At 65.5% G+C, this 20508-nt stretch carries 14 protein-coding genes; 4 read left to right on the forward strand and 10 right to left on the reverse strand.

From position 1 onward, the window contains the following. Positions 1-27: 27 nt before the first annotated feature. Entirely contained in the window at positions 28-2292 is a 2265-nt protein-coding gene (gene ptsP, locus MMG94_RS16895) for a phosphoenolpyruvate--protein phosphotransferase (protein WP_026016528.1), read from the reverse strand. A 429-nt stretch (positions 2293-2721) separates the two neighbouring features. Here ptsP and MMG94_RS16900 point away from each other — a divergent pair, with 429 nt between their 5' ends. Together MMG94_RS16900 and ligA are read left to right on the forward strand one after the other, a co-directional pair. Next, positions 2722-5595: an EAL domain-containing protein gene (locus MMG94_RS16900; RefSeq protein WP_016921871.1), complete on the forward strand. Its 2874-nt coding sequence runs from the start codon at positions 2722-2724 to the stop codon at positions 5593-5595. Between the two features lie 232 nt (positions 5596-5827). Continuing rightward, positions 5828-7948 carry an NAD-dependent DNA ligase LigA gene (gene ligA / locus MMG94_RS16905; RefSeq protein ID WP_016921872.1) on the forward strand — a complete coding sequence of 707 codons (2121 nt, stop codon included), beginning with the start codon at positions 5828-5830 and terminating at the stop codon, positions 7946-7948. A 143-nt stretch (positions 7949-8091) separates the two neighbouring features. Here the strand turns inward: ligA and MMG94_RS16910 are convergent, their stop codons facing one another. The 4 genes from MMG94_RS16910 to MMG94_RS16925 all read right to left on the reverse strand — a co-directional run bounded on the left by MMG94_RS16910 (position 8092) and on the right by MMG94_RS16925 (position 12791). Further along, positions 8092-8736 carry a sterol desaturase family protein gene (locus MMG94_RS16910; protein ID WP_016921873.1) on the reverse strand — a complete coding sequence of 215 codons (645 nt, stop codon included), beginning with the start codon at positions 8734-8736 and terminating at the stop codon, positions 8092-8094. A gap of 4 nt (positions 8737-8740) precedes the next feature. Then, entirely contained in the window at positions 8741-9733 is a 993-nt protein-coding gene (locus MMG94_RS16915; protein ID WP_016921874.1) for a fatty acid desaturase, read from the reverse strand. 239 nt (positions 9734-9972) lie between these two features. Then, on the reverse strand, positions 9973-11112 hold the full coding sequence (locus MMG94_RS16920; protein WP_016922190.1) for a hypothetical protein: 1140 nt from the start codon (positions 11110-11112) through the stop codon (positions 9973-9975). Positions 11113-11546: 434 nt separating this feature from the next. Further along, positions 11547-12791 carry an aminotransferase class I/II-fold pyridoxal phosphate-dependent enzyme gene (locus MMG94_RS16925; protein ID WP_016919797.1) on the reverse strand — a complete coding sequence of 415 codons (1245 nt, stop codon included), beginning with the start codon at positions 12789-12791 and terminating at the stop codon, positions 11547-11549. Positions 12792-12994: 203 nt separating this feature from the next. On the opposite strand from MMG94_RS16925, the gene ccmA reads away from it, so the two are divergent. Further along, entirely contained in the window at positions 12995-13657 is a 663-nt protein-coding gene (gene ccmA, locus MMG94_RS16930) for a heme ABC exporter ATP-binding protein CcmA (RefSeq protein ID WP_016919798.1), read from the forward strand. After that, positions 13654-14325, forward strand: coding sequence for a heme exporter protein CcmB (gene ccmB / locus MMG94_RS16935; RefSeq protein WP_016919799.1), 672 nt, complete (start codon positions 13654-13656; stop codon positions 14323-14325). Before ccmA ends, ccmB begins: the two co-directional genes overlap by 4 nt. Positions 14326-14327: 2 nt before the next feature. Here the strand turns inward: ccmB and MMG94_RS16940 are convergent, their stop codons facing one another. The 5 genes from MMG94_RS16940 to MMG94_RS16960 all read right to left on the reverse strand — a co-directional run bounded on the left by MMG94_RS16940 (position 14328) and on the right by MMG94_RS16960 (position 19882). Continuing rightward, complete coding sequence (locus tag MMG94_RS16940) at positions 14328-14690, reverse strand: DUF5615 family PIN-like protein (RefSeq protein ID WP_016919800.1); 363 nt, start codon at positions 14688-14690, stop codon at positions 14328-14330. Then, positions 14687-14929: a DUF433 domain-containing protein gene (locus tag MMG94_RS16945; RefSeq protein WP_026016219.1), complete on the reverse strand. Its 243-nt coding sequence runs from the start codon at positions 14927-14929 to the stop codon at positions 14687-14689. Before MMG94_RS16945 ends, MMG94_RS16940 begins: the two co-directional genes overlap by 4 nt. Before the next feature lie 45 nt (positions 14930-14974). Further along, complete coding sequence (locus tag MMG94_RS16950) at positions 14975-15766, reverse strand: enoyl-CoA hydratase (RefSeq protein WP_016919802.1); 792 nt, start codon at positions 15764-15766, stop codon at positions 14975-14977. An 80-nt stretch (positions 15767-15846) separates the two neighbouring features. Next, positions 15847-18255 (reverse strand): penicillin-binding protein 1A, encoded by a 2409-nt coding sequence (locus MMG94_RS16955; RefSeq protein WP_026016220.1) that lies wholly within the window; start codon positions 18253-18255, stop codon positions 15847-15849. 364 nt (positions 18256-18619) lie between these two features. Next, positions 18620-19882, reverse strand: coding sequence for an N-acetylmuramoyl-L-alanine amidase (locus tag MMG94_RS16960; RefSeq protein ID WP_040579201.1), 1263 nt, complete (start codon positions 19880-19882; stop codon positions 18620-18622). Between the last annotated feature and the right edge of the window lie 626 nt (positions 19883-20508).

Here is a 20508-nt window from a genome sequence, read left to right on the forward strand (position 1 = left end):
GGATGATGAGCGAGGGCGGAGGCGTCGCTACAGCGGAATGTTGCGCGTCAGCGCGAAGTCGCGCAGCTTCTCCCGCAGCGAGGGCGCGCCGTCATTCTCCGTCAGCAAGGCGCTCAGATAGGCCTGCGTTTCGGCGAGATCGACGCCGAGGATCATGGATTTCACCGGACCGATCGCCGAGGGCGACATTGAGAGCGAGCGGTAGCCGATTCCGAGCAGGGCGAGCGCCTCGAGCGGTCGGCCGCCCATCTCGCCGCACAGCGTCACAGGCGTTCCGGCGCGGCGTCCCGCGTCGGCGATGCGCTCCAGCGCGCGCAGCACGGGCGGGGAAAGATTGTCGTAGCGCTTCGAGACGCGCGTATTGTCGCGGTCGGCCGCATACATGTATTGCACGAGATCGTTCGACCCGACCGAGAGGAAATCCGCGCGCTCGGCGATGAGCTCGAGCTCCCACAGCAGCGAGGGCACTTCGACCATCGCCCCGAGATGCAGCGAACTCGGCTCGAGATAGCCGTGGCGCCTGACATGGTCGAGTTCGCGCAGCGCGATGGACTTCGCCGCCTCGAATTCCGCGACATTGGCGATCATGGGGAACATGACGCGCAGATTGCGTCCGGCGCCCGCCTTCAGCATGGCGCGGAGCTGCATGCGCAACAGGCCCGGCCGGTCGAGCCCGATACGGATCGCGCGCCAGCCCAGCGCCGGATTCTCCTCGTCGATCTTCGCCATATAGGGAAGGATCTTGTCGGAGCCGATGTCGAGCGTGCGGAACGTGACGGGACGATCCGGCACCGCGTCCATCACGCCCTTGTAGAAGCGATATTGCTCGTCCATCCGCGGAAAGCGCGGGGCGAGCATGAATTGCAGCTCGGTGCGGAAAAGGCCGATCGATTGCGCGCCCGTTTCGTGCACATGCGGCACGTCGATGGCGAGGCCCGCATTCATATGCAGCGCGATCTGCACGCCGTCGGTCGTGACGGCGGGCACGTCGCGCAGCTTGGCGTATTGCTCCTGCCGGCGCGCGCGCAGGCGGGCCTTTTCGGCGTAGGCGCTCTGCACGTCGGGCTGCGGACGCACATGCACTTCGCCGGTCGAGCCGTCGATGATGATCGGGTCGCCCGTCTCGACGAGGTCGATGACGCCCGCGACGAGGCCGACGGTCGCGATGCCGAGCGCGCGCGCGACGATCGCGACATGGCTCGAGGGGCCGCCTTCCTCCAGCACCAGCCCGCGCAGCCGCGCGCGGTCATAGTCGAGCAGCGCCGCGGGGCCCATGGTGCGCGCGACGATGATGGCGTTTTCCGGCACGCTGTCGCGATCGGCGACATAGCTCTGGCCGGTGAGCTGATGCAGCAGCCGATTGGCGATGTCGTCGAGATCGTGCAGGCGGTCGCGCAGATAGGGGTCGGTCTGGCGCTGCATGCGCGCGCGCGCGTCGCTCTGGACGCGCTCCACCGCGGCTTCCGCTGTCAGGCCGGATTTCACCGCTTCGCGCAGCCGGCGCACCCAGCCGCGATCATAGGCGACCATGCGGACGGTTTCGAGAACGTCGCGATGTTCGCCCGCGCCCATGCGGTCGCCATGCGCGACGAGCTCGTCGATCGAGGCGCGCATGGCGTCTACCGCCTGCTCCAGACGGGTCAATTCGCGGGAAAGGTCCTCGGCGACGAGCTGCTTCACGACGACGCGCGGCTCGTGCAGGAGAACATGGCCGAGCCCGACCCCGTCGCACATGGCGGCGCCCCGTAAGGAGGCGGGGCGGTAAAGGGCGAGGTCGCGTGGGTCCTCTATCGCCTGCAGCTCGCCGGATGCGATGAGCTCCGCGAGCAGCATGGCGGTCGTTTGAAGGGCCTCGACCTCCTCCTCGGAATAGACGCGCCGGACTTTGTTCTGGACGACGAGGACGCCGAGCGTCGAGCCGCCGCGCAGGATCGGCACGCCCAGGAAGGAATGATAGGCGTCCTCGCCCGTCTCCGGCTTATAGGCGAAGGCGGGGTGGTCATGCGCCTCGGAGAGGGCGAGGGGCTCGGCGCTGCGCGCGATGAGGCCGACGAGACCTTCGCCGGCATGCATGGTCGTCTGGTGGACCGCCTCCCGGTTGAGGCCCTCGGTGGCGTAGAGTTCGAGACGCGAATCGGCCCGCAGCACATAGACGGAGCAGACCTCGGCGACCATGTTGGCGGCGATCTGCACGACGATCTTGTCGAGACGCGTCTGCGCGCTCACCGGCTCCGCGCTGATCTCGCGCAGCCGGCGCAGCAGCAGGCGGGGACCGCCAAGAGCGCTACGCATCCGATCCATTCCCATCCACAGCGCGACGCCCGCGGCGGAGCCGTCGCGAAAATAGAATTTCACCCGTTTTGGAAATCCGCGCGCGCGCCGCGTCGCTGACGTCCCTCAAGCGTATATTGACGGCTTCCGCCATCCGCAAGCGCAGCCGAACTCCTCTCGCAAGGACCATACCGCTATTTGAGCCAGGTTTGAATCGACTTGCGGAACGCGGCCGGAGGCTCTACTGATTTTAACAGAAGCTTCAACGATTGCGGCGCCTCTGGGGCGCGGCGCAAGCTTTCGTCGAAAGTTTCCGGCATCCGGCGCGCTGGACAGCCGCAAGTTGCATTTTCTGGCCCAGCAATTGTCGCGCCGTAGCCGCGATCAGAGAATAATGACGGCCGCTCGCGAGGTCGAGCGCCGAATGGCAGGCCTGCAGCCGAGAAGAGAATGCGTCTCCAAAAGCTTCTGATCGCCTTTTTCGTCCTCCTGGTCTCGACCGCCTCGGCTCTGGCCGTGGAATCGATCCGCGTCCCCAAAGGCGCGCGGGCCATCGACCTCACCCATGTGGTTGAAAAGCATTATTCCCAGAGCGACCGCCTGCAGGTCTCCACCGCGCCGGGCTCGGACGGCATTGTGCGCCGCATCGAAGTCGGCGCCCGCGAGGCGGGCAGCCGTCCGAACTGGATCGTCTTCGCGCTGACGAACGATACGGACGAGCAGATCGAGCGTCTTATCGTCGCGCCGCATTTCCGCCTTCAGGGTTCCGGCGTGATCTGGCCGGATCTCGGCTCCACCCGCATCTCGGCGATCACCGCGAGCCAGGGCTTCCCGCCCGAGGCCGAGGACTCCGCCGACGCCGACGTCTTCCGCCTCACGCTCGATCCCGGCACGACCATCACCTATGTCGCCGAGCTGCGCACGCCCAACCTTCCGCAGCTCTATCTGTGGGAGCCCGAGGCCTATAAGGACAAGGTGACGAGCCTCACGCTCTACAAGGGCATCGTCATCGGCATCGCCGGCCTGCTCGCGCTCTTTCTCACCATCGTCTTCGTGGTGAAGGGCGCCGTCATCTTCCCGGCGGCGGCGGCCCTCGCCTGGGCGGTGCTCGCTTATGTCTGCATCGATTTCGGCTTCTGGGACAAGATTTTCGGCGCCGGGGCCGACGCCGACCGCATCTGGCGCGCCGGCGCCGAGACGGTGCTCTCCGCGACGCTGGTCGTCTTCCTCTTCGCCTATCTCAATCTCAATCGATGGCATGTGCGCGCCTGGCACGTCGTCGCGCTGTGGCTGCTGATTCTGCTCGATCTCGTCGGCCTCGCGGTGTTCGACGCGCCGGTCGCGGCGGGCGTCGCGCGCATCTCCCTCGCGACGGTCGCCGTCGTCGGCTTCGTTCTCGTGCTCTATCTCGCCTCGCACGGATTCGACCGTGCGATCATGCTGATCCCGACCTGGTTCCTGCTCGTGGTCTGGGTCGCGACCGCGGGCTTCGCGGTCGCCGGCTGGATGACGAACGACCTCGTCTCGCCGGCCCTTGTCGGCGGCCTCGTGCTTATCGTCATGCTGATCGGCTTCACGGTGATGCAGAACGCCTTTGCGACGGGCGGACTCTCACATGGCGCGATCAGCGACGTGGAGCGCAAGGCGCTGGCCATGACCGGCGCCAATGAAATCGTCTTCGACTGGGACGTGCCCTCCGACCATATCTATGTGAGCCCGGAGATCGAGGCGGCGCTCGGCCTCGACCGCGGCGGGCTCGAAGGCGCGGCCTCCTCCTGGCTGGATCTGCTGCATCCCTTCGAGCAGGACCGCTACCGCGCCTGTCTCGACGCGCTGCTGGAGCAGCGTCGGGGACGAATCAATCAGGAATTCCGCCTGCGCGCCGCTGACGGCCATTATCTGGCCTATCGCCTGCGCGCGCGGCCTGTGGTTGGACCGGACGGCGAGGTGATCCGCGTCGTCGGCACGCTCACCGACGTCACCGACGAGCGCAACGCGCAGGAGCGGCTGCTGCACGACGCCGTGCACGACAATCTCACGGGCCTGCCGAATCGCGAGCTGTTCTTCGACCGTCTGGAAGCGGCGCTCGTCTTCGCGCGCATGGAGAAGGACGTGCGGCCCACGGTGCTCGTCATCGACATTGACCGCTTCAAACAGATCAACGAGCAGGTCGGCATCGCCATGGGCGACAGCATCCTGCTGACGGTCGCGCACCGCCTCACGCGTCTGTTGCAGCCGCAGGACACGCTGGCCCGCCTCAATGGCGATACATTCGCGATTATCCTCGCCTCCGAAACGCATGCCGACCATGTGATCAATCTCGCTGATTCCGTCCGCCGTTCGCTCGCGACGCCGGTGCGCTTCACGGATCGCGAGATTGCGCTCTTCGCCTCCATCGGCATTGCGCTCTACGATCAGCAGATGCATCCGGGCGCGGAGGACATGGTCGAGGACGCGGAGATCGCCATGCGCTACGCCAAGCGCACGGGCGGCAACCGCATTGAGGTCTTCCGCCCGTCGATGCGCGCGCAGCGCTCGGATCGCCTGACGCTGGAAGCCGACATGCGCCGGGCGCTGGAGCGCGGCGAGGTGAAGGTCTTCTTCCAGCCCATCGTGCGGCTCGAAGACCGCACCATCGCCGGCTTCGAGGCGCTGCTGCGCTGGGATCATCCGAGGCTCGGCCGGCTCGAACCCGCCAACTTCATTCCGATCGCCGAGCAGACGGGCCTCATCATCGATTTCGGCCTGCTGGCGCTCGAACGCACGGCGCGTGAGCTCGCCGCCTGGCAGCGCGCCCTCGCCGTCGACCCGCCGATCTTCGCTTCGGTCAATGTCTCCTCGCGGCAATTGCTTCGGCACGATTTGCTGCGCGACGTGAAGAGCGTGCTTCTTCGCCACGACGTGACGAAGGGCAGCCTCAAGCTGGAGCTGACCGAAAGCCTCGTGATGGAGAATCCGGAATACGCCGCTCAGATGCTGACCCGCATCAAGGAGCTCGGCGCGGGCCTCTCGCTGGATGATTTCGGCACGGGCTATTCCTCGCTCGCCTATTTGCAGCGCTTCCCTTTCGACACGATCAAGATCGACCGCAGCTTCGTGAAGCAGAGCGGCAAGGGCGCGCGCCCCGTCATCCTGCGCTCGATCGTCGCCCTCGCGCAGGATCTCGGCATGGACGTCGTGGCGGAAGGCGCGGAGACCGAGGCCGACGCGATCGAGCTTTACCAGCTCGGCTGCGGCTATGCGCAGGGCTACGCCTTCGGCCGTCCCATCAGCGCGCAGGAAGCGCGGCGGCTTGTGGGCGCGGCGCCGGAGGCGGCGGCATAGGGCCTCGCGGCGGCGCGCGGAAAGAGATAGGCTGCGCGCGAACGCTTCGTTTTCCACCGTCATTGCGAGCGAAGCGAAGCAATCCAGAGGGTCGTGACCGCGGCTTTGCCCCTCACCCCAACCCTCTCCCCGTTTACGGGGAGAGGGTTGGGGTGAGGGGTGGGCGACCTTGTGAATCTCGGTCTGGATTGCTTCGCTTCGCTCGCAATGACGGAGTCGAGCCGCATTGCACATGACCAAGAGACCCGCCGCGCATCCCAGTCCCCTTGGAGAAATATCGCCCGCCGACGCCCGCGCCGAACATGCGCGGCTCGGCGAGGACATCGCCCGTTACGACCGCGCCTATTACCAAGAAGACGCGCCCCTCGTTCCGGACTCGGAATATGACGCCGCACGCCGGCGCTACGAAGAGTTGGAGCAGCTCTTTCCCGAGCTCGTCACCGCGGAATCGCTGACGAAGAAGGTCGGCGCGAAGCCGAGCGAGAAATTCGCCAAGGTGAAGCACGCCGTGCCGATGCTCTCGCTCGGCAATGTGTTCTCCGATGAGGAAGTCCGCGATTTCATCGCGCGCGTGCGCCGCTTTCTCGGTCTTGCAGAGAGCGCGACGGTCGCCTGCACCGCCGAGCCGAAAATCGACGGCCTGTCATGCTCCCTGCGCTATGAGCGCGGCCATCTCGTGCAGGCCGCGACGCGCGGCGACGGCTATGAAGGCGAGGACGTCACCGCCAATATCCGCACGCTGAAAGAGGTCCCGCAGCGATTGCATGACGGCGCGCCGGAGGTGCTCGAAGTGCGCGGCGAGGTCTATATGACGCATGCCGACTTCGCCGCCTTGAACGAGCGGCAGCGCGCGGCGGGCAGGCAGGTCTTCGCCAATCCGCGCAACGCGGCGGCCGGTTCGCTGCGCCAGCTCGATTCGCGCATCACCGCGGAGCGCCCGCTGCATTTCTTCGCCTATGGCTGGGGCGAAGCGAGCGCGCTTCCTGCGAAGACCCAATGGGGCGTCTTGGAGGCCTTCCAGCGATACGGCCTCATGGTCAATCCGCGCACGCGGCTTTGCGCGAGCGTCGAAGAAATGCTCGCCCATTATCACGCCATCGAAGCGGATCGCGCGACGCTCGGCTACGATATCGACGGCGTCGTCTACAAGGTCGACGACATCGCGCTTCAGGAGCGGCTCGGCTTCGTCTCGCGCGCGCCGCGCTGGGCCGTCGCGCATAAATTCCCCGCCGAACGCGCGACGACCATTCTGCACGGCATCGAGATACAGGTCGGCCGCACGGGCGCATTGACGCCCGTCGCGCGGCTGGAGCCGGTGACGGTGGGCGGCGTCGTCGTGTCGAACGCCACATTGCACAATGAAGACGAGATCGCGCGCAAGGACGTCCGCGTCGGCGACACGGTTGTCGTGCAGCGCGCCGGCGACGTCATTCCGCAGATTGTGGAGGTCGTCGTCGACAAGCGGCCACACGGCGCGAAGCCTTACGAATTCCCGCATGTCTGCCCGCGCTGCGGCTCGGCGGCGCTGCGCGAGATCGACGAGAAGACCGGGACCGCCGACGTCGTGCGCCGCTGCACGGGCTCGCTCGTCTGCCCCGCGCAGGCGGTGGAGCGCCTGAAGCATTTCGCCTCGCGCAACGCTTTGGACATTGAGGGGCTCGGCGACAAGCAGATCGAATATTTCTTCGAGGAGGGCCTGATCCGAACGCCCTCCGATATTTTCACGCTGGAAGAGCGCGATCGCGCGAGTCTCGCGAAGATCAAAAATCGCGAGGGCTTCGGCGAGACCTCGGTGCGCAATCTCTTCGCGGCGATCGAGGCGCGGCGGATGATCGCCATCAACCGCTTTCTCTATGCGCTCGGCATCCGCCACATTGGCGAGACCAACGCCCGCCGTCTCGCGCGCCATTTCGGCGATTTCGACTCCTTACGCGAGACGGCGCGCGAGGCCGCGCCCGGAACGGAGGCGCGCGCGCGCATCGACTGCATTGACGGCGTCGGGCCGGTCGTCGCCGAGGCGCTACACGATTTCTTCGCCGAGCCGCACAATGAAAAAGAGATCGACGCGCTGCTGAAACAGGTCACGCTGGAGCCGATGCCGGAAATCGCGTCGTCCTCGCCCGTCGCCGGCAAGACGGTGGTGTTCACGGGCTCGCTCGAGCGCCTCACCCGCGACGAGGCCAAGGCGCAGGCCGAGCGCTTCGGCGCGAAAGTGGCGGCGTCGGTGTCGAAGAAGACGGATCTTGTGGTCGCGGGCCCGGGCGCGGGGTCCAAGCTCGCGAAAGCGCAGGAGCTTGGGATCGAGGTGATTACCGAGGACGAGTGGTTTGTGCGGACGGGGCAGGGCTCCTAACCTCTCCCCGCTTGCGGGGAGAGGTCGAGCGAAGCGAGGGTGAGGGGCAAGGCGACAATCGCGATGGCGGCGCCGGCCACGACCTCATTGAATATCGCTTTGCCCCTCACCCCAACCCTCTCCCCGCCTGCGGGGAGAGGGAGTCACACCGCCTTCGACCCCGGCGTATCGCCCTTCTGATAGGCCGTGCCAAACACATAATCCCACCAGATGGCGTGGACGCCGAAACCCTTCTCCGCGTCGCGGAAATGGTGGAGCATGTGGAGCCGCTTCACCATCTTGCCGAGGTCGGAGGTCGGCTGGCCGTGATGCGTCCAGTAATGCACGCCGTCATAGATCACATAGCCGGCCATGAAGCCCGCCAGCACCGCCCAACCAAAGGTCGCGCCGAAGATGAGGCGAATGATCGTCAGCGCGATCAGCATGATCGGCGCCGACAGCAGCGGCGGCATGACGAGCCGCAGCGGATCGTTGGGATAGATGTGATGCACGCCGTGGATCAGGAACTGAAAGCGCGGGCCGAGGCCGAAGGGCAGCGGAAACACCGTGTGGAACAGATAGCGGTGCCCGAAATATTCCGTGAGCGTCCAGCCGACATAGCCGATGACGAGGCCGAGGAGCAGCAGGCCGAGGCCGACTTCCGACAGCGAGTAGAAGGCAAGGCCCAGAATGATCGGCGTATAGACGACGACCGGCGTGAGGTGATGCACGCGCGAAAGCTTGTCGAGAAGATCGTTCTCGAAAAGGCGCGGCGAGGCGTCGAGCGCTTCGGTTCTTTCCTGCGACATGGATTTACTCCGCGGGCGCTGCGACGGGCGCGGTGCGCGCCGCTTGCGCGACGTTCTCCGAACGCGTGCCGAGCGAATAGGTCGGATCGAAGATGAAGGTGACGAGCAGCGCGAACCAGGAACGGTGGCAGCGCAGATCGTCATAGAATTCCGGCGCCATGGCTTTCAGATCGGGCAGGCGCGTCCACGGGATCTCGTGAAAATCGTGATGCTCGTTGTGATAGCCGATATTGAGCGCGACCTTGTTGAGCGGGCCGTAATAGTCGAACGTGCCCTGGTCGGGCGCGAAGGCGAAATGCTCCTGCAGCCAGCGCGCGCTCAAGGGATGCAGGCCGCCGACCGAGAACCAGAAGGAGAAGAAGAGATAGAGCAGGGCGTTCGGGCCGAAGGCCCAGAGCACGAAAAGATCGAAAGCGGCGATCACGGCGATGTTGATATAGGTCCATTTGCCCATGATCGGCACCGTGCCCTTCAGCCGCGACAGGCGCGCGAGCTGGATGGCGGGAAAGCCGAAGAGCCACACGGCCTTGCGCCACCCGCTATTGCCGACCCACTCCACTTCCCACCGGCTCGGAACGTCGGCGTCATAGTCATAGGCCGAGAGATGCGAGTGGTGCTTGATGTGGTAGCAGCGGAAGCCCATCGCGGTGGGGAAGGCGTTGGGGAGATCCGCCAGAATCGCCGTCCATTTATTGGCGAGCGGGCTTTCGAAGACGCAATTGTGAATCGCGTCGTGGATGATGACGAAATTGGCGTGATTGGCGAAAGCGCCCACGCAGATGGCGAGGATGAGCGACAGCCACCAATAAGAGAGGCCGAGCCAGCCCATCCATGCGGCGATGAGGAGCTGGCCGACAAAGATGCCGGCGGTGATCTTGAAAGTCACCGGGTCTCTGCCGAAGAGGTCGCGCACCTGCGGATATTTTTCGAGGATCAGTCGGCGCCGCTCGACATGCGAGCGATCCGCGCCCTGGGCGGTGACCGAAATGCCGTTCATGGCCTTTGCTTCCTTCCGGTTGGAGGGTGGTCGGGTCGAAGGCGCTCTGGCGTCGTTGCCTCAAATACCTCCCCTTTACGGGGAGGTCGGCGGCCAAAGGCCGCCGGGTGGGGTCTCCGCCGCAGCGGCGGCGGCGCGGCTTTACCCCACCCGACCCCGCTTATGCGGGGCCACCCTCCCCGTAAAGGGGAGGGATTGGATCACGGCCCAGCCTTCATGCGATTGCTCCGAGCTTGCACTCAACCAAAACGCTTCTCGTAAATGCGGTGAACCTTGTCGATCTTGCCGCCGAACATCTCGATCGGCTTGCGCATGGCGAGATTGTCTTCGAGCACCCAGCCGGCTTCGAAAGCGTCGATCGTCGCGCCCTTGCCGCGGCGGCGCATCTCCTCGACCATCGAGAAGAAGACGACGCCGCCCGTCGCGCTGTTCTGCAGCTTCTTGCGCGTGCCGAGCAGCACGATGCGGGCGCTCTTGAATTTGTGGCTCTTCATGCGCGCGATGAGCTTGAGCGGGCCGAAAAAGCCCAGTCTTCCGTCGAAATCGGTGATGATCTCGAAGAGATTGGGCAAAGCGACGACGAAACTTTGCGGTTTGCCGTCAAGCTCCGCGACGATGCCGAATTCAGGCGGCATCACCAAATTGAGCGCGTCGGCCATGGAGTCGAATTCGGCCTTGGTGAAGGGCACATATGCCCAATTGCCGCTCCACGCGTCGTTGAACAGCTCCTCCATCAACGCCGTCTCGCCGCTTTTGAGCTTCGATTTGTCGATCGGGCGCAGATTCAACCGCTCACGCCATTCCTTGCGGGTCGAGATACGCGGCTTTTCGTCAAGATCGAAATCCCCCATCGAGAAACGGTAGGAAATCAGATCCTTGGCTTTTTCATAACCTAGCGCTTCGAGATGACGCGAGAGATAGGGCGGATGCCAGGGCATCAAGAACATGGGCGTCGCGTCGAAGCCTTCGATCAATACGCCGCATTCATGGTTGACGGTCGGCGAGAAGGGGCCGTTGATCCGCGTCGCGCCTTTTTCCTTCAGCCAGGCTTCCGCGGCTTGCGTCAGGGCGCGCACGACTTCGATATCGTCCACGGCGTCGAGCGCGCCGAATTGCGCCGGGCTCGCGCCGACCGGCGTCACATCCTTATAGACATGGGCGCAAATGCGCCCGACCCATTCGCCGTCCCGCCGCGCCAGAAACTTCTGATCCTCGACGAGCTTGTAATGCGGGTTGAGCATATGGGCGAAAGTCGTCCAGCGCTCAATGTCGAGCGGCGGCGCGAAGCCCGTCGCGCCCTTGTAGAGAAGGCGCGGCAGCTTGCAGAAGGTCGTAAAGCGCGACAGCCCTGCGACCGGTACGATCTCGATTCGCGCCATGCTCAAATCCTTAAGCCTCCGGAGAGGCCATGCGAAAGCGTCATGATGACGCGGCCTATCGAGCCGCAGCCCTGCACGAGCGTCCCGGCTCCCCAATCGGGCGAACAACAATCTTGGACGTTAGCCGCCCCATACCTCCCCTTTACGGGGAGGTCGGCGGTCGAAGACCGCCGGGTGGGGCGCGCGCCGCAATAAATTTGGTGGGGGTTTAATCCCACCCGGCCCTGCTCCACAGGGCCACCCTCCCCGTAAAGGGGAGGGATTGGCTCATGCCCAGCGTTCGCCCGATTGTCCTCTCTGTCATTGCGAGGAGCGTAGCGACGAAGCAATCCAGCAGCGACCTGGATTGCTTCGCTTCGCTCGCAATGACGGGCGGCCGCGATTACCATGTGCATCAATGCGCTATTCTCATGCGCCTCTGTTTCCTCTGACGATCAGGCCGCAGCGCCGGCCATGGCGGCGGCCACGATGCGCTGCGCCTCCTCCGAGACAGGCGGCATGTCGCGCAACGCCTGTATGACGCCGCGAATTTCCGCCTCGGTGTGATTCGCCGAGAAGAAGAAGCGCAGGCGGGGGCCGTCCTTCGGAACGCCGATGCGCACCACGGGCGGCACGTAATAGCCCTTTTCGAGCAGATGCCGCGCGGCCCACATGGTCTCGAGATCGCTCTCGAAGAGGATGGGCACGACGCCGCGGCCGATGGCGGGGCCGGTGGAGAAGCCGTTTTCATGCGCGACCTGACGGAACAGCTCCGCGTTCTGTGCGAGCTTGCCGATGCGCCAGGTCTCTTCCTGCATGAGCTGGAGCGCGGTGCGCGCCGCCGCGAGAATGACGGGCGAAAAGCCCACGCTGTAAACGAAGCCCGGCAGCGTGAAGCGGAACCACTCGATCACTTCCTTGCTGGCGCAGATATAGCCGCCGCAGGAGGCCAGCGATTTCGACAGCGTGCCGATGATGAGGTCGATGCGCCGCGGATCGACGCCCTGATGCTCGGCGAGGCCTCGGCCCGTCGCGCCCAGCACGCCCAGCGAATGGGCTTCGTCGACCATCAGCCAGATCTTGTATTTGTCCTTGATTTCACAGAGACGCGGCAGATCGGCCGTGTCGCCGTCCATGCTGTAGACGCCTTCGACCACGACGAGGACGTTGCGATATTCCTCCCGGTGCCGGGCGAGCAGATGGTCAAGATGGTCCATGTCGTTATGGCGGAACTTGATGACATGGGCCGGCGCGCCCTCGGCGCCGTAGACGATCGAGTTGTGCGCGAGTTCGTCGATGAAAATGGCGTCGCGCTTGCCGTTCATCAGATAGGAAATGGTGGTGACGTTGGAGAGATAGCCGGAGACGAGCGCCAGCGCGCTCTCCATGCCGATGAATTTGGCGATCTCCGCCTCGAACTGCGTGTGCGTCGTGCGCTCGCCGCCGACGAGCCGCGACGCCAGCGCCCCGACGCCGAGCCCGTCGACCTCGCGCTTGGCCTCCTCGCGGATGCGCGGATGGTTGGCGAGGCCGAGATAGTCATAATTGGCGAAGCTGACGAAATGCACGCCCTGCGCCTCGAAATCCGCCTTGAGCTTGTCGATCTGGGCGAAGAAGGGGTTGCTGAATTCGAGAAGGGCGTTGCCGGCGAAGCGGAATCTCCGCGAGGCGTAGTCCGGGAGGCTTCTGTGTCTCGTCACTGAATTCGCTGTCCCTAAAGGCCGGGGCGCGCCGCGCGCACTTGGTTCACGAAGAATCAGGGCGCCGTTGCGGCGCCCGAGGAGTGATCGCGTCCCTTATCATCCCGAGCCCCTGCGCGCCAGTGCGCCCATGCCCGCGGCGGGCGGGCGCGGCCTCGCGCCGCTATGGCGCTTCCGCCCGGCATTCTTTATTGGCTAGCGCCATGGAAGAGACGCCGCATCGACCCCATGCCGACCTTCGTTCCGCTCTGCGGCTGCGGGTGGAGAATCTCGCCGTCGCGCGCGGCGGCCGGCCGGTGCTGCAGAGTGTGGGCTTTACCGTTTCCGGCGGCGAGGCGCTGGTGGTGACGGGCCGCAACGGCGCCGGAAAATCGACCCTGCTGCGCGCTATTGCGGGGCTCCTGCCCCACGCCGAGGGGCGGATCGCGCTGGAGGGCGCGGGCGAGGAGGCGGAGCCGCCTCAATATGCGCATTACCTCGCCCATGCGGACGGCATGAAGGCGGCGCTCACCGTCGAAGAGAATCTCGACTTCTGGTCGGGATATCTCGCCCGCGAGCCCGACGGCCGCAGCCGCTCCGTCCCGGACGCTTTGGCGGTCGTCGGCCTCGGCCATGCGCTGCTCGCGCCTTTCGGAGCCCTGTCGGCGGGGCAGAAGCGCCGCGCCGCCCTGGCGCGGCTGCTCGTCGCCTTCCGGCCCATCTGGCTCCTCGACGAGCCCCTCACCGCTCTCGACAAGGCCTCCCGCGGCAAATTCGCGGCGGCGATGCGGGATCATTGCGCTCTCGGCGGGATCGTCGTCGCCGCGACGCATGAGCCGCTGGGCCTGGAAGAAGCCGCGGAGCTGGCCTTGGGAGGCGCGAGATGAGTTCGCCGCTGGCGGCGCTTTTTCTGCGCGAATGGCGCATCGCCCGCCGCGTCGGCGGCTCGGGCGCCATGGGCGTGGTGTTTTTCCTCACCCTCGTGACCATCGTGCCCTTCGCGGTGGGGCCGGACCCCAACCTGTTGGGGCGCATCGGGCCGGCGATCCTGTGGATCGCGGCGCTGCTCGCGAGCCTCCTCGCTTTCGACCGGCTGTTCCAGGCCGACGCCGAGGACGGCTCGCTCGATCTGCTGCATCTCTCGCAGACTCCCCTGGAGCTGGCGGTGCTGGTCAAATGCGCGGCCCATTGGGCGGCGACCGGCCTGCCGCTCATCCTCGCCGCGCCTTTTCTGGGGCTGATGCTGCAGCAGGAGACGATGGCGCTCGTCGGCGTCGTCGCGACGCTTCTCGTCGGCACGCCGGCTCTGACCCTCATCGGCGCCATCGGCGCGGCGGCGACGGTGACCGTGCGGCGCGGCGGCCTGCTCATGGCGCTCCTTGTCCTGCCGCTGACGATCCCCGTGCTGATCTTCGGCGTCTCGGCGTCGCAGGCGGCGACGGGCGGAACGGTGCCGTTTTTGTCGCCCTTCTCGATCCTCTGCGCCATCACGCTGGTCGCGCTGGCGCTCTGTCCCTTCGCGGCGGCGGCGGCGCTGCGGCATTTAGGGGAGTAGGGTTAGCTGCGTTCTCGGATACGCACGCGACCCGGTTCGACGATCCAGAGCTCACGATCGATAGGCCGAACGCGTAACAGCGCCGCCAATTCGGTCATTCGCGCAGTAATCGCCTGCGGTGTGAGACGTCCGGGGCTTTCCAAAATCACGATTCCGGCCACGGCTTCCGGCGGGAAGCGCAGCACATGCCCGAAATCGTGATCGAGCGTAACGAGGACGCGGTCTTCATCGCGGCATACCCGGTAAAGCAAATCGTCTGGCGACCCGCTAAGCTTTTGTTCCGCCACGGTCATTACGTCATGGCCATCGGCTTCCAATACGCTTTTCCCGAGCGAGCCTATGTTTTCGTCGAGCTTGAATTTCATTCCGCCGCCGAAAGCGGAACCGGGATAATCTTTTCACGCGCCATCTCCGCGCCGTAAGCGAGCGCCGCGCGCACGTCGTCCACCGTCAATTCCGGATAGTGAGATAGAATATCCGCAACGCTCTCGCCGTTCGCCAGGAAGTCAAGGATCAAAGAGACCCAGATGCGCGTCCCCCTGATGCGTGGTTTTCCACCGCATATATTTGGATCGATCGATATGCGCTCGAGAGGATGTGTCATAGGAGCAACCTAACAGAACTTCATTGTCCGTCCAAAGTTCATAGATTACTTTTCAGGCCAGTGCGGCGCGCGCTTCTCCAAAAACGCCGCGATCCCCTCCTTGGCGTCCTCCGCCAGCATATTCTCCGCCATCACGGCGCTCGCCATCTCATAGGCTTCGGCGAGCGGCTTCTCACGCTGGGCGTAGAAGGCGCGCTTGCCGAAGCGGATCGCCTGCGGCGACTTGCGCGCAATCTCTTCGGCGAGCGTCCGCGCGCCGGTTCGCGCGCCCTCGACCTCCACCCGATTGACGAGGCCGATGCGCAACGCCGCCTCGGCGCCGATCGGAACGCCCGTCAGCAGCATCTCCATCGCATGTTTGGGCGCGACATTGCGCGAGAGCGCCACCGCCGGGGTCGAGCAGAAGAGGCCGATATCGACGCCCGGCGTGCAGAAACGCGCGTGAGGCCCCGCGACGGCGAGATCGCAGCTCGCGACGAGCTGGCAGCCGGCGGCGGTCGCCATCTCATCCACCGCCGCGATCACGGGGATGGGCAGGCTCACAATCTGCTGCATGACGGAAGAGCAGGCGCGCATCGTCGTCTCGAAAAAGGCGCGGCCGCGGTCGGGGTCGTTGCGATGCGCGGTCAGCTCCTTGAGGTCGTGTCCGGCGCAGAAGGCCGGCCCCTCGGCCTGGAGAATGACGACGCGAATATCGTCCTGCGCAGCCAGTTCTCGAAGATTGGCGGAAAGCGCTCCGAGCAGTTGGAGCGACAGCGCATTGCGCGAGGCCGGGCTGTTGAGCGTCAGCGTCGCGACCTGCTCGCTTTTCTCGCACAAAACCAGGTCGGCGGTCATGAGATTCTATTCGGATGGAGCGACCACGTTAAAAATAGAGCGGCCGGAAACTCTCGTCTCCGGCCGCTGAAACAAATGGCTCAGTAAAGTCCGCCCGTCCCCGTTCCGACGCGCTGATCGGCGTCGTGCTGGTTGTTGAGCTGACGGGGACCGTCGCCGCCGCCGCCGCCGGAATAGGATTCGGGCGGGGCCGTGCCGGGTTTGAAAGCCCAGAGTTCGCCGCCATTGGCGCGCAGGCCGCTGCCCGGATTCACGGAAATCAGCTTGATGCCCGGCGGCACGCGGAACGGGGTGTCGGGCTTGTCCTTCAGCGCCGCCGTCATGAAGTCGCGGAAAATCGGCGCGGCGAACAACGCGGCCTGGGCGTGGCTGCCCATGGAGCGCGGCCGGTCATAGCCGATATAGACGCCGACGGCGAGATCGGGGGAGTAGCCGACGAACCAGAGATCCTTGGCGTCGTTGGTCGTGCCCGTCTTGCCGGCGAGGTGCTTGCCGACGGATTTGATCGAGACGCCCGTGCCGCGCTGGATGACATGCTCCATGATGGAGGTGATCTGATAGGCGGTGAGCGGGTCGAGCACCTGCTCGCGCTTGTCGATCAGCTTGGGCTCGTTCTGATTGTCCCATTTCGCCGCGTCGCAGCCCAGGCACTGGCGCTCGTCATGGCGGAAAATGGTCTTGCCCCAGCGGTCCTGCACGCGGTCGATCAGCGTCGGCTTGATGCGCTTGCCGCCATTGGCGAACATCGAATAGCCCGTCACCATCTTGAGCAGCGTCGTCTCGCCCGCGCCGAGCGAGAGCGAGAGATAGGGGCCCATATCGTCATAGACGCCGAAGCGCTTGGCGTATTCCGCGATGAGCGGCATGCCGACGTCCTTGGCGAGGCGCACCGTCATCATGTTCTTGGAGTGCACGACGCCGTGGTCCAGCGGATGCGCGCCGGTGCCGTGGCCGCCTTCGAAGTTTTCGGGCGTCCAATAGCTGCCGTCCGCCTGCTGGATCGAGACCGGCTCGTCGAGGATCGAGGATGAGGGCGTATAGCCGTTGTCGAGCGCCGTCGCATAAACGAAAGGCTTGAAGGACGAGCCAGGCTGGCGCAGCGCCTGCGTCGCGCGGTTGAATTCCGACTGGTCGAAGGAGAAGCCGCCGATCATGGAGAAGACGCGGCCCGTATAGGGATCCATCGCCACCATGGCGCCGGAGATTTCCGGAATCTGGCGCAGGCGGAAGCGGCCCGGATTGCCGGCCATGGGCTCGACATAGATCACGTCGCCGACCGAGAGCGCGCTGCGTGGGCTGCGGCCCGTCCAGCGCATGCCCTCCGCCGTGAGGAGGCCGGTCTCGCGTTCGCGGGCGACGTCGCCCGAGGCCTCGCGGCCGGGCTGCAGGCCGATGCGGGCGCCGGCGTCGCCCGCGTCGAGCACGACGGCGAGCCGCCAGGGCTTGATGTCGCCGAGCGCGGGAATATTGGCGAGCGGAACGCCCCAGTCGGACGAAATGTCGATATGGTTCATCGCGCCGCGGAAGCCATGCGCCTCGTCGAAGCGCACGAGGCCGTCGGCGAGCGCCTTGCGGGTCCAGGCCTGCATCTTGGGATCGAGCGTCGTGCGCACCGACAGGCCGCCCTCATAAAGGCCCTTCTCGTTAAAGCGCCCGAGCAGCTCGCGACGGACCTCCTCCGCGAAGAAGCCGGCGACATAGGTGTTGGGCGAGAGCGCGCGCGGATTGACGCCGAGCGGCTCGGCCTTGGCCTTCTCCGCCTCCTCATGCGTGACGACGCCGTCGGCCTCCATGCGGTCGATGACGTAGTTGCGGCGCTCAAGCGCGCGCTCGCGATGCTGGAAGGGATGGTAATTGTTCGGACCTTTGGGCAGCGCGGCGAGATAGGCGGCTTCGGCGAGCGTCAGCTCATTGACCGATTTGTTGAAGTAGTTCAGCGCGGCGGCCGCGACGCCATAATTGCCGAGGCCGAGATAGATCTCGTTGAGATAGAGCTCGAGGATGCGCTCCTTGGAATAGGCGGCCTCGATGCGGAAGGAGATCAGCGCCTCGCGGATTTTGCGGTCGATCGAGCGTTCGTTGCCGACGAGGAAGTTCTTGGCGACCTGCTGGGTGATGGTCGAGGCGCCCTGAACATGGCGGCCGCCCTGGGCGAGCACCATCACCGCGCGGGTCACGCCTTCCGGATCAATGCCGTTATGCGAGTAAAAGTTCTTGTCTTCCGCGGAGATGAAAGCCTGCTTGACGAGCGGCGGGATGGCGGAGCTCGGCAGGAACAGGCGGCGCTCGCGGGAATATTCGGCGAGAATCGATCCGTCATTGGCGTGGAGGCGCGTCGTGACGGGCGGCTCGTAGTTTCGAAGCTGCGCGGTGTCGGGCAGGTCTTTCGAGTAATAAAAGACCAGGGCCGCGACCGCGACGGCGCCGATCAGGAAAACGATCGTGCCGGTCGCGAACACAAAGCCTAGAAACCTTGCGAGAAGTCGCATGAAATTCTTCCTCTCAGCGGGCGGGGAGGGCCCGTGGCTCATCGCCTTGATCTATATGGCGCCGGGACGCCCCATTTCGGTAGGGAGCGGCCGACGACCGACGCATGCGCCGCGGGACGATGCGCCGCTGACGCGGGCTCTCTCGCCATTCTGGGCGGGTCCAAACACGAAACGGAAACACCCCGTTCATTCGCCCATTGCGCGGCTCTGCTTTAGCATCGCCCACGCTCGTCAACCAGTGGCCTTTGGCCTATCGCCGCATTGCCCGCCCCCGAGGCGGCGCCGCGGCGCGCTCTTGCTTCACCTCGGAGATTGCTGGCCTCGCCCCATCTCCGCCTTTGCTCGAATAATGCGATTTTGTGTTTTATTGTGGGCGCGACGGCGTAGCGGGCGCGCGGGCCTCGCGCTGGCGCGCGGCGAAAAAGGCTTCGATCGCCTCGGCCGTCTTGCCGGCCGCGCGGTCCCGCCAGTCGGGCGATGTGAGGCGCGCCAGATCCTTCTCACTGGAGAGATAGCCGAGCTCCAGCAGGGCGGACGGCACGTCATAGGACTTCAGGACGACGAAGCCGGCCGAGCGGGCGGGATTCTTGTTGAGGCTGCCCGCTTCCTTCCACCGGGAAATCAGGGCTTGCGAAAACTGGGCGCTGAAGGCGCGGGTCTCGCGCTGGGTGAGATCGAAGAGGATGTCGCCGACCTGCTCGACATCGGCCTTGCCGTCCAGCCCCGCCGCCTGATCGGCCAGATTCTCTTTCTCCGCGATCCGCGCCGCCTCCGCGTCGGACGCCTTGTTCGATACGGTATAGACCGTGGCTCCTTCCACATGCCCCTCAGCGAGCGTATCCGCGTGGATCGAAAGGAAAAGCGCGGCGTTGGCCTGGTGGGCGAGGCGCACGCGTTCATTGAGGGGGAGGAAGACGTCCTCGCTCCTTGTGAGCACGGCTTTCAACCGCCCGCCCGCCTCGATCTTGGCGGCCAATACTTTGGCGAATTCGAAGACGATCGCCTTTTCCTGCTCGCCATGCTTGCCCGTTGCGCCCATGTCGACGCCGCCATGTCCCGGATCGATGACGACGACGGGCTTGTCCGAGGCGGCTGGGACGACGCCGGCCGGCGTTGGGGCGGGCTCCGTCTTCGCGATCGCGGCCGCGTTCTCGGCGGCCTCCGCGTTGAAGCGGCTTTCGGACGTCGATGCGAGCTCGAGGATGAGACGGGCCCCATCCCCCGCCGGCTCGCTCTCCGCCCGCACGATGCGGGCCGGCCCCGCGAGATCGACGACGACCCGCGACCGGCCGGGGGCGAACTGTCCGTAGCGATAGGACTTGATCAGTTTTGAGCCCGCCGGCGTGCGACCCTCGCGGGGATCGATCCGAAAGGCGACTTCCGGAAGATCCACAAGGACGCGCGCGGGATTGGCCACGACATGGGCGGCGGGCGTCACGGCGCCGGTCATTTCGAAAACGAGGCGGGAATGGTCGCTCGTCGCCTCGACGCGGCTCGCGACGGCGGATACGGGCGCTGCGGTTTCCGCCGCCTGGGCCAGGCCGAAGCCCGCCGCAAGCGCGGCGGCCAGCGCGCCGGCCCGGCGCGATGCGGGGCGCGAAATCCAGCGCAAAGTCGGCTGCGGCATGGCCAAGGTCTCGCGAAAAAGCGTCAATCTGCGTCTGCGTTATAAACCATTTTGTAAGGGCGTCTCTTAAGGGAAGGTTAGCTTCCACACACGCTTCGGCCTCTTTCCTCTCTAAACGCAATTTTCGCGCGAAATCGCCGCAGCGGCGGCGCTTGCGCGTTTCGCAGGCGCCCGCTATGAAGGATTTGCGCTCTGTGGGAGTCCGCCGACGCAGCCCGACGGCGCAATCGCGCCTTGCAAATCGGGCCGGCGGAGACCTAGGATGGGCTGACGTCTTATCGTCATGCGCGGCCGCTGGGCCGGTTGTGACGCATACTCGCCGCCTTCAGGCGTCGCGAAAGGTTTTTTGACGATCTCATGGCCGGGACCATGATATGCGCAGCAGCGAAGGTTCGCCTCGCCCGGTTCGTCCGCGCGATGCAGCCGCGCTTACGCCGCGCGCCTCATGTCGCCCTCCTCGTTGGCCGCGACGCTGACGATGGTCGCGCCTTCGGTCGTCATCTTCTTCCGCCGTTTGTCTCGACGCCCGACCTCAACGGGCGCCGGGAGACCGGCTCAGGCGATCTGTCCGCCGGCGCTTCCGCCGGCCAGTGCGTTGAAGGCCTCCGGCCTTTCCCCCTTTCTCC

It is taken from the genome of Methylocystis parvus OBBP, assembly GCF_027571405.1.
Taxonomy (GTDB): Bacteria; Pseudomonadota; Alphaproteobacteria; order Rhizobiales; family Beijerinckiaceae; genus Methylocystis; species Methylocystis parva.

What these genes read in the sequence shown, in the direction of transcription:
- ptsP (WP_026016528.1), bottom strand. Translation starts at nt 2,292, where the DNA reads ATGCGTAGCGCTCTTGGCGGTCCCCGCCTGCTGCTGCGCCGGCTGCGC.
- MMG94_RS16915 (WP_016921874.1), bottom strand. Translation starts at nt 9,733, where the DNA reads ATGAACGGCATTTCGGTCACCGCCCAGGGCGCGGATCGCTCGCATGTC.
- MMG94_RS16920 (WP_016922190.1), bottom strand. Translation starts at nt 11,112, where the DNA reads ATGGCGCGAATCGAGATCGTACCGGTCGCAGGGCTGTCGCGCTTTACG.
- ccmB (WP_016919799.1), top strand. Translation starts at nt 13,654, where the DNA reads ATGAGTTCGCCGCTGGCGGCGCTTTTTCTGCGCGAATGGCGCATCGCC.
- MMG94_RS16945 (WP_026016219.1), bottom strand. Translation starts at nt 14,929, where the DNA reads ATGACACATCCTCTCGAGCGCATATCGATCGATCCAAATATATGCGGT.
- ligA (WP_016921872.1), top strand. Translation starts at nt 5,828, where the DNA reads ATGACCAAGAGACCCGCCGCGCATCCCAGTCCCCTTGGAGAAATATCG.
- MMG94_RS16900 (WP_016921871.1), top strand. Translation starts at nt 2,722, where the DNA reads ATGCGTCTCCAAAAGCTTCTGATCGCCTTTTTCGTCCTCCTGGTCTCG.
- MMG94_RS16940 (WP_016919800.1), bottom strand. Translation starts at nt 14,690, where the DNA reads ATGAAATTCAAGCTCGACGAAAACATAGGCTCGCTCGGGAAAAGCGTA.
- ccmA (WP_016919798.1), top strand. Translation starts at nt 12,995, where the DNA reads ATGGAAGAGACGCCGCATCGACCCCATGCCGACCTTCGTTCCGCTCTG.
- MMG94_RS16950 (WP_016919802.1), bottom strand. Translation starts at nt 15,766, where the DNA reads ATGACCGCCGACCTGGTTTTGTGCGAGAAAAGCGAGCAGGTCGCGACG.
- MMG94_RS16955 (WP_026016220.1), bottom strand. Translation starts at nt 18,255, where the DNA reads ATGCGACTTCTCGCAAGGTTTCTAGGCTTTGTGTTCGCGACCGGCACG.
- MMG94_RS16960 (WP_040579201.1), bottom strand. Translation starts at nt 19,882, where the DNA reads ATGCCGCAGCCGACTTTGCGCTGGATTTCGCGCCCCGCATCGCGCCGG.
- MMG94_RS16910 (WP_016921873.1), bottom strand. Translation starts at nt 8,736, where the DNA reads ATGTCGCAGGAAAGAACCGAAGCGCTCGACGCCTCGCCGCGCCTTTTC.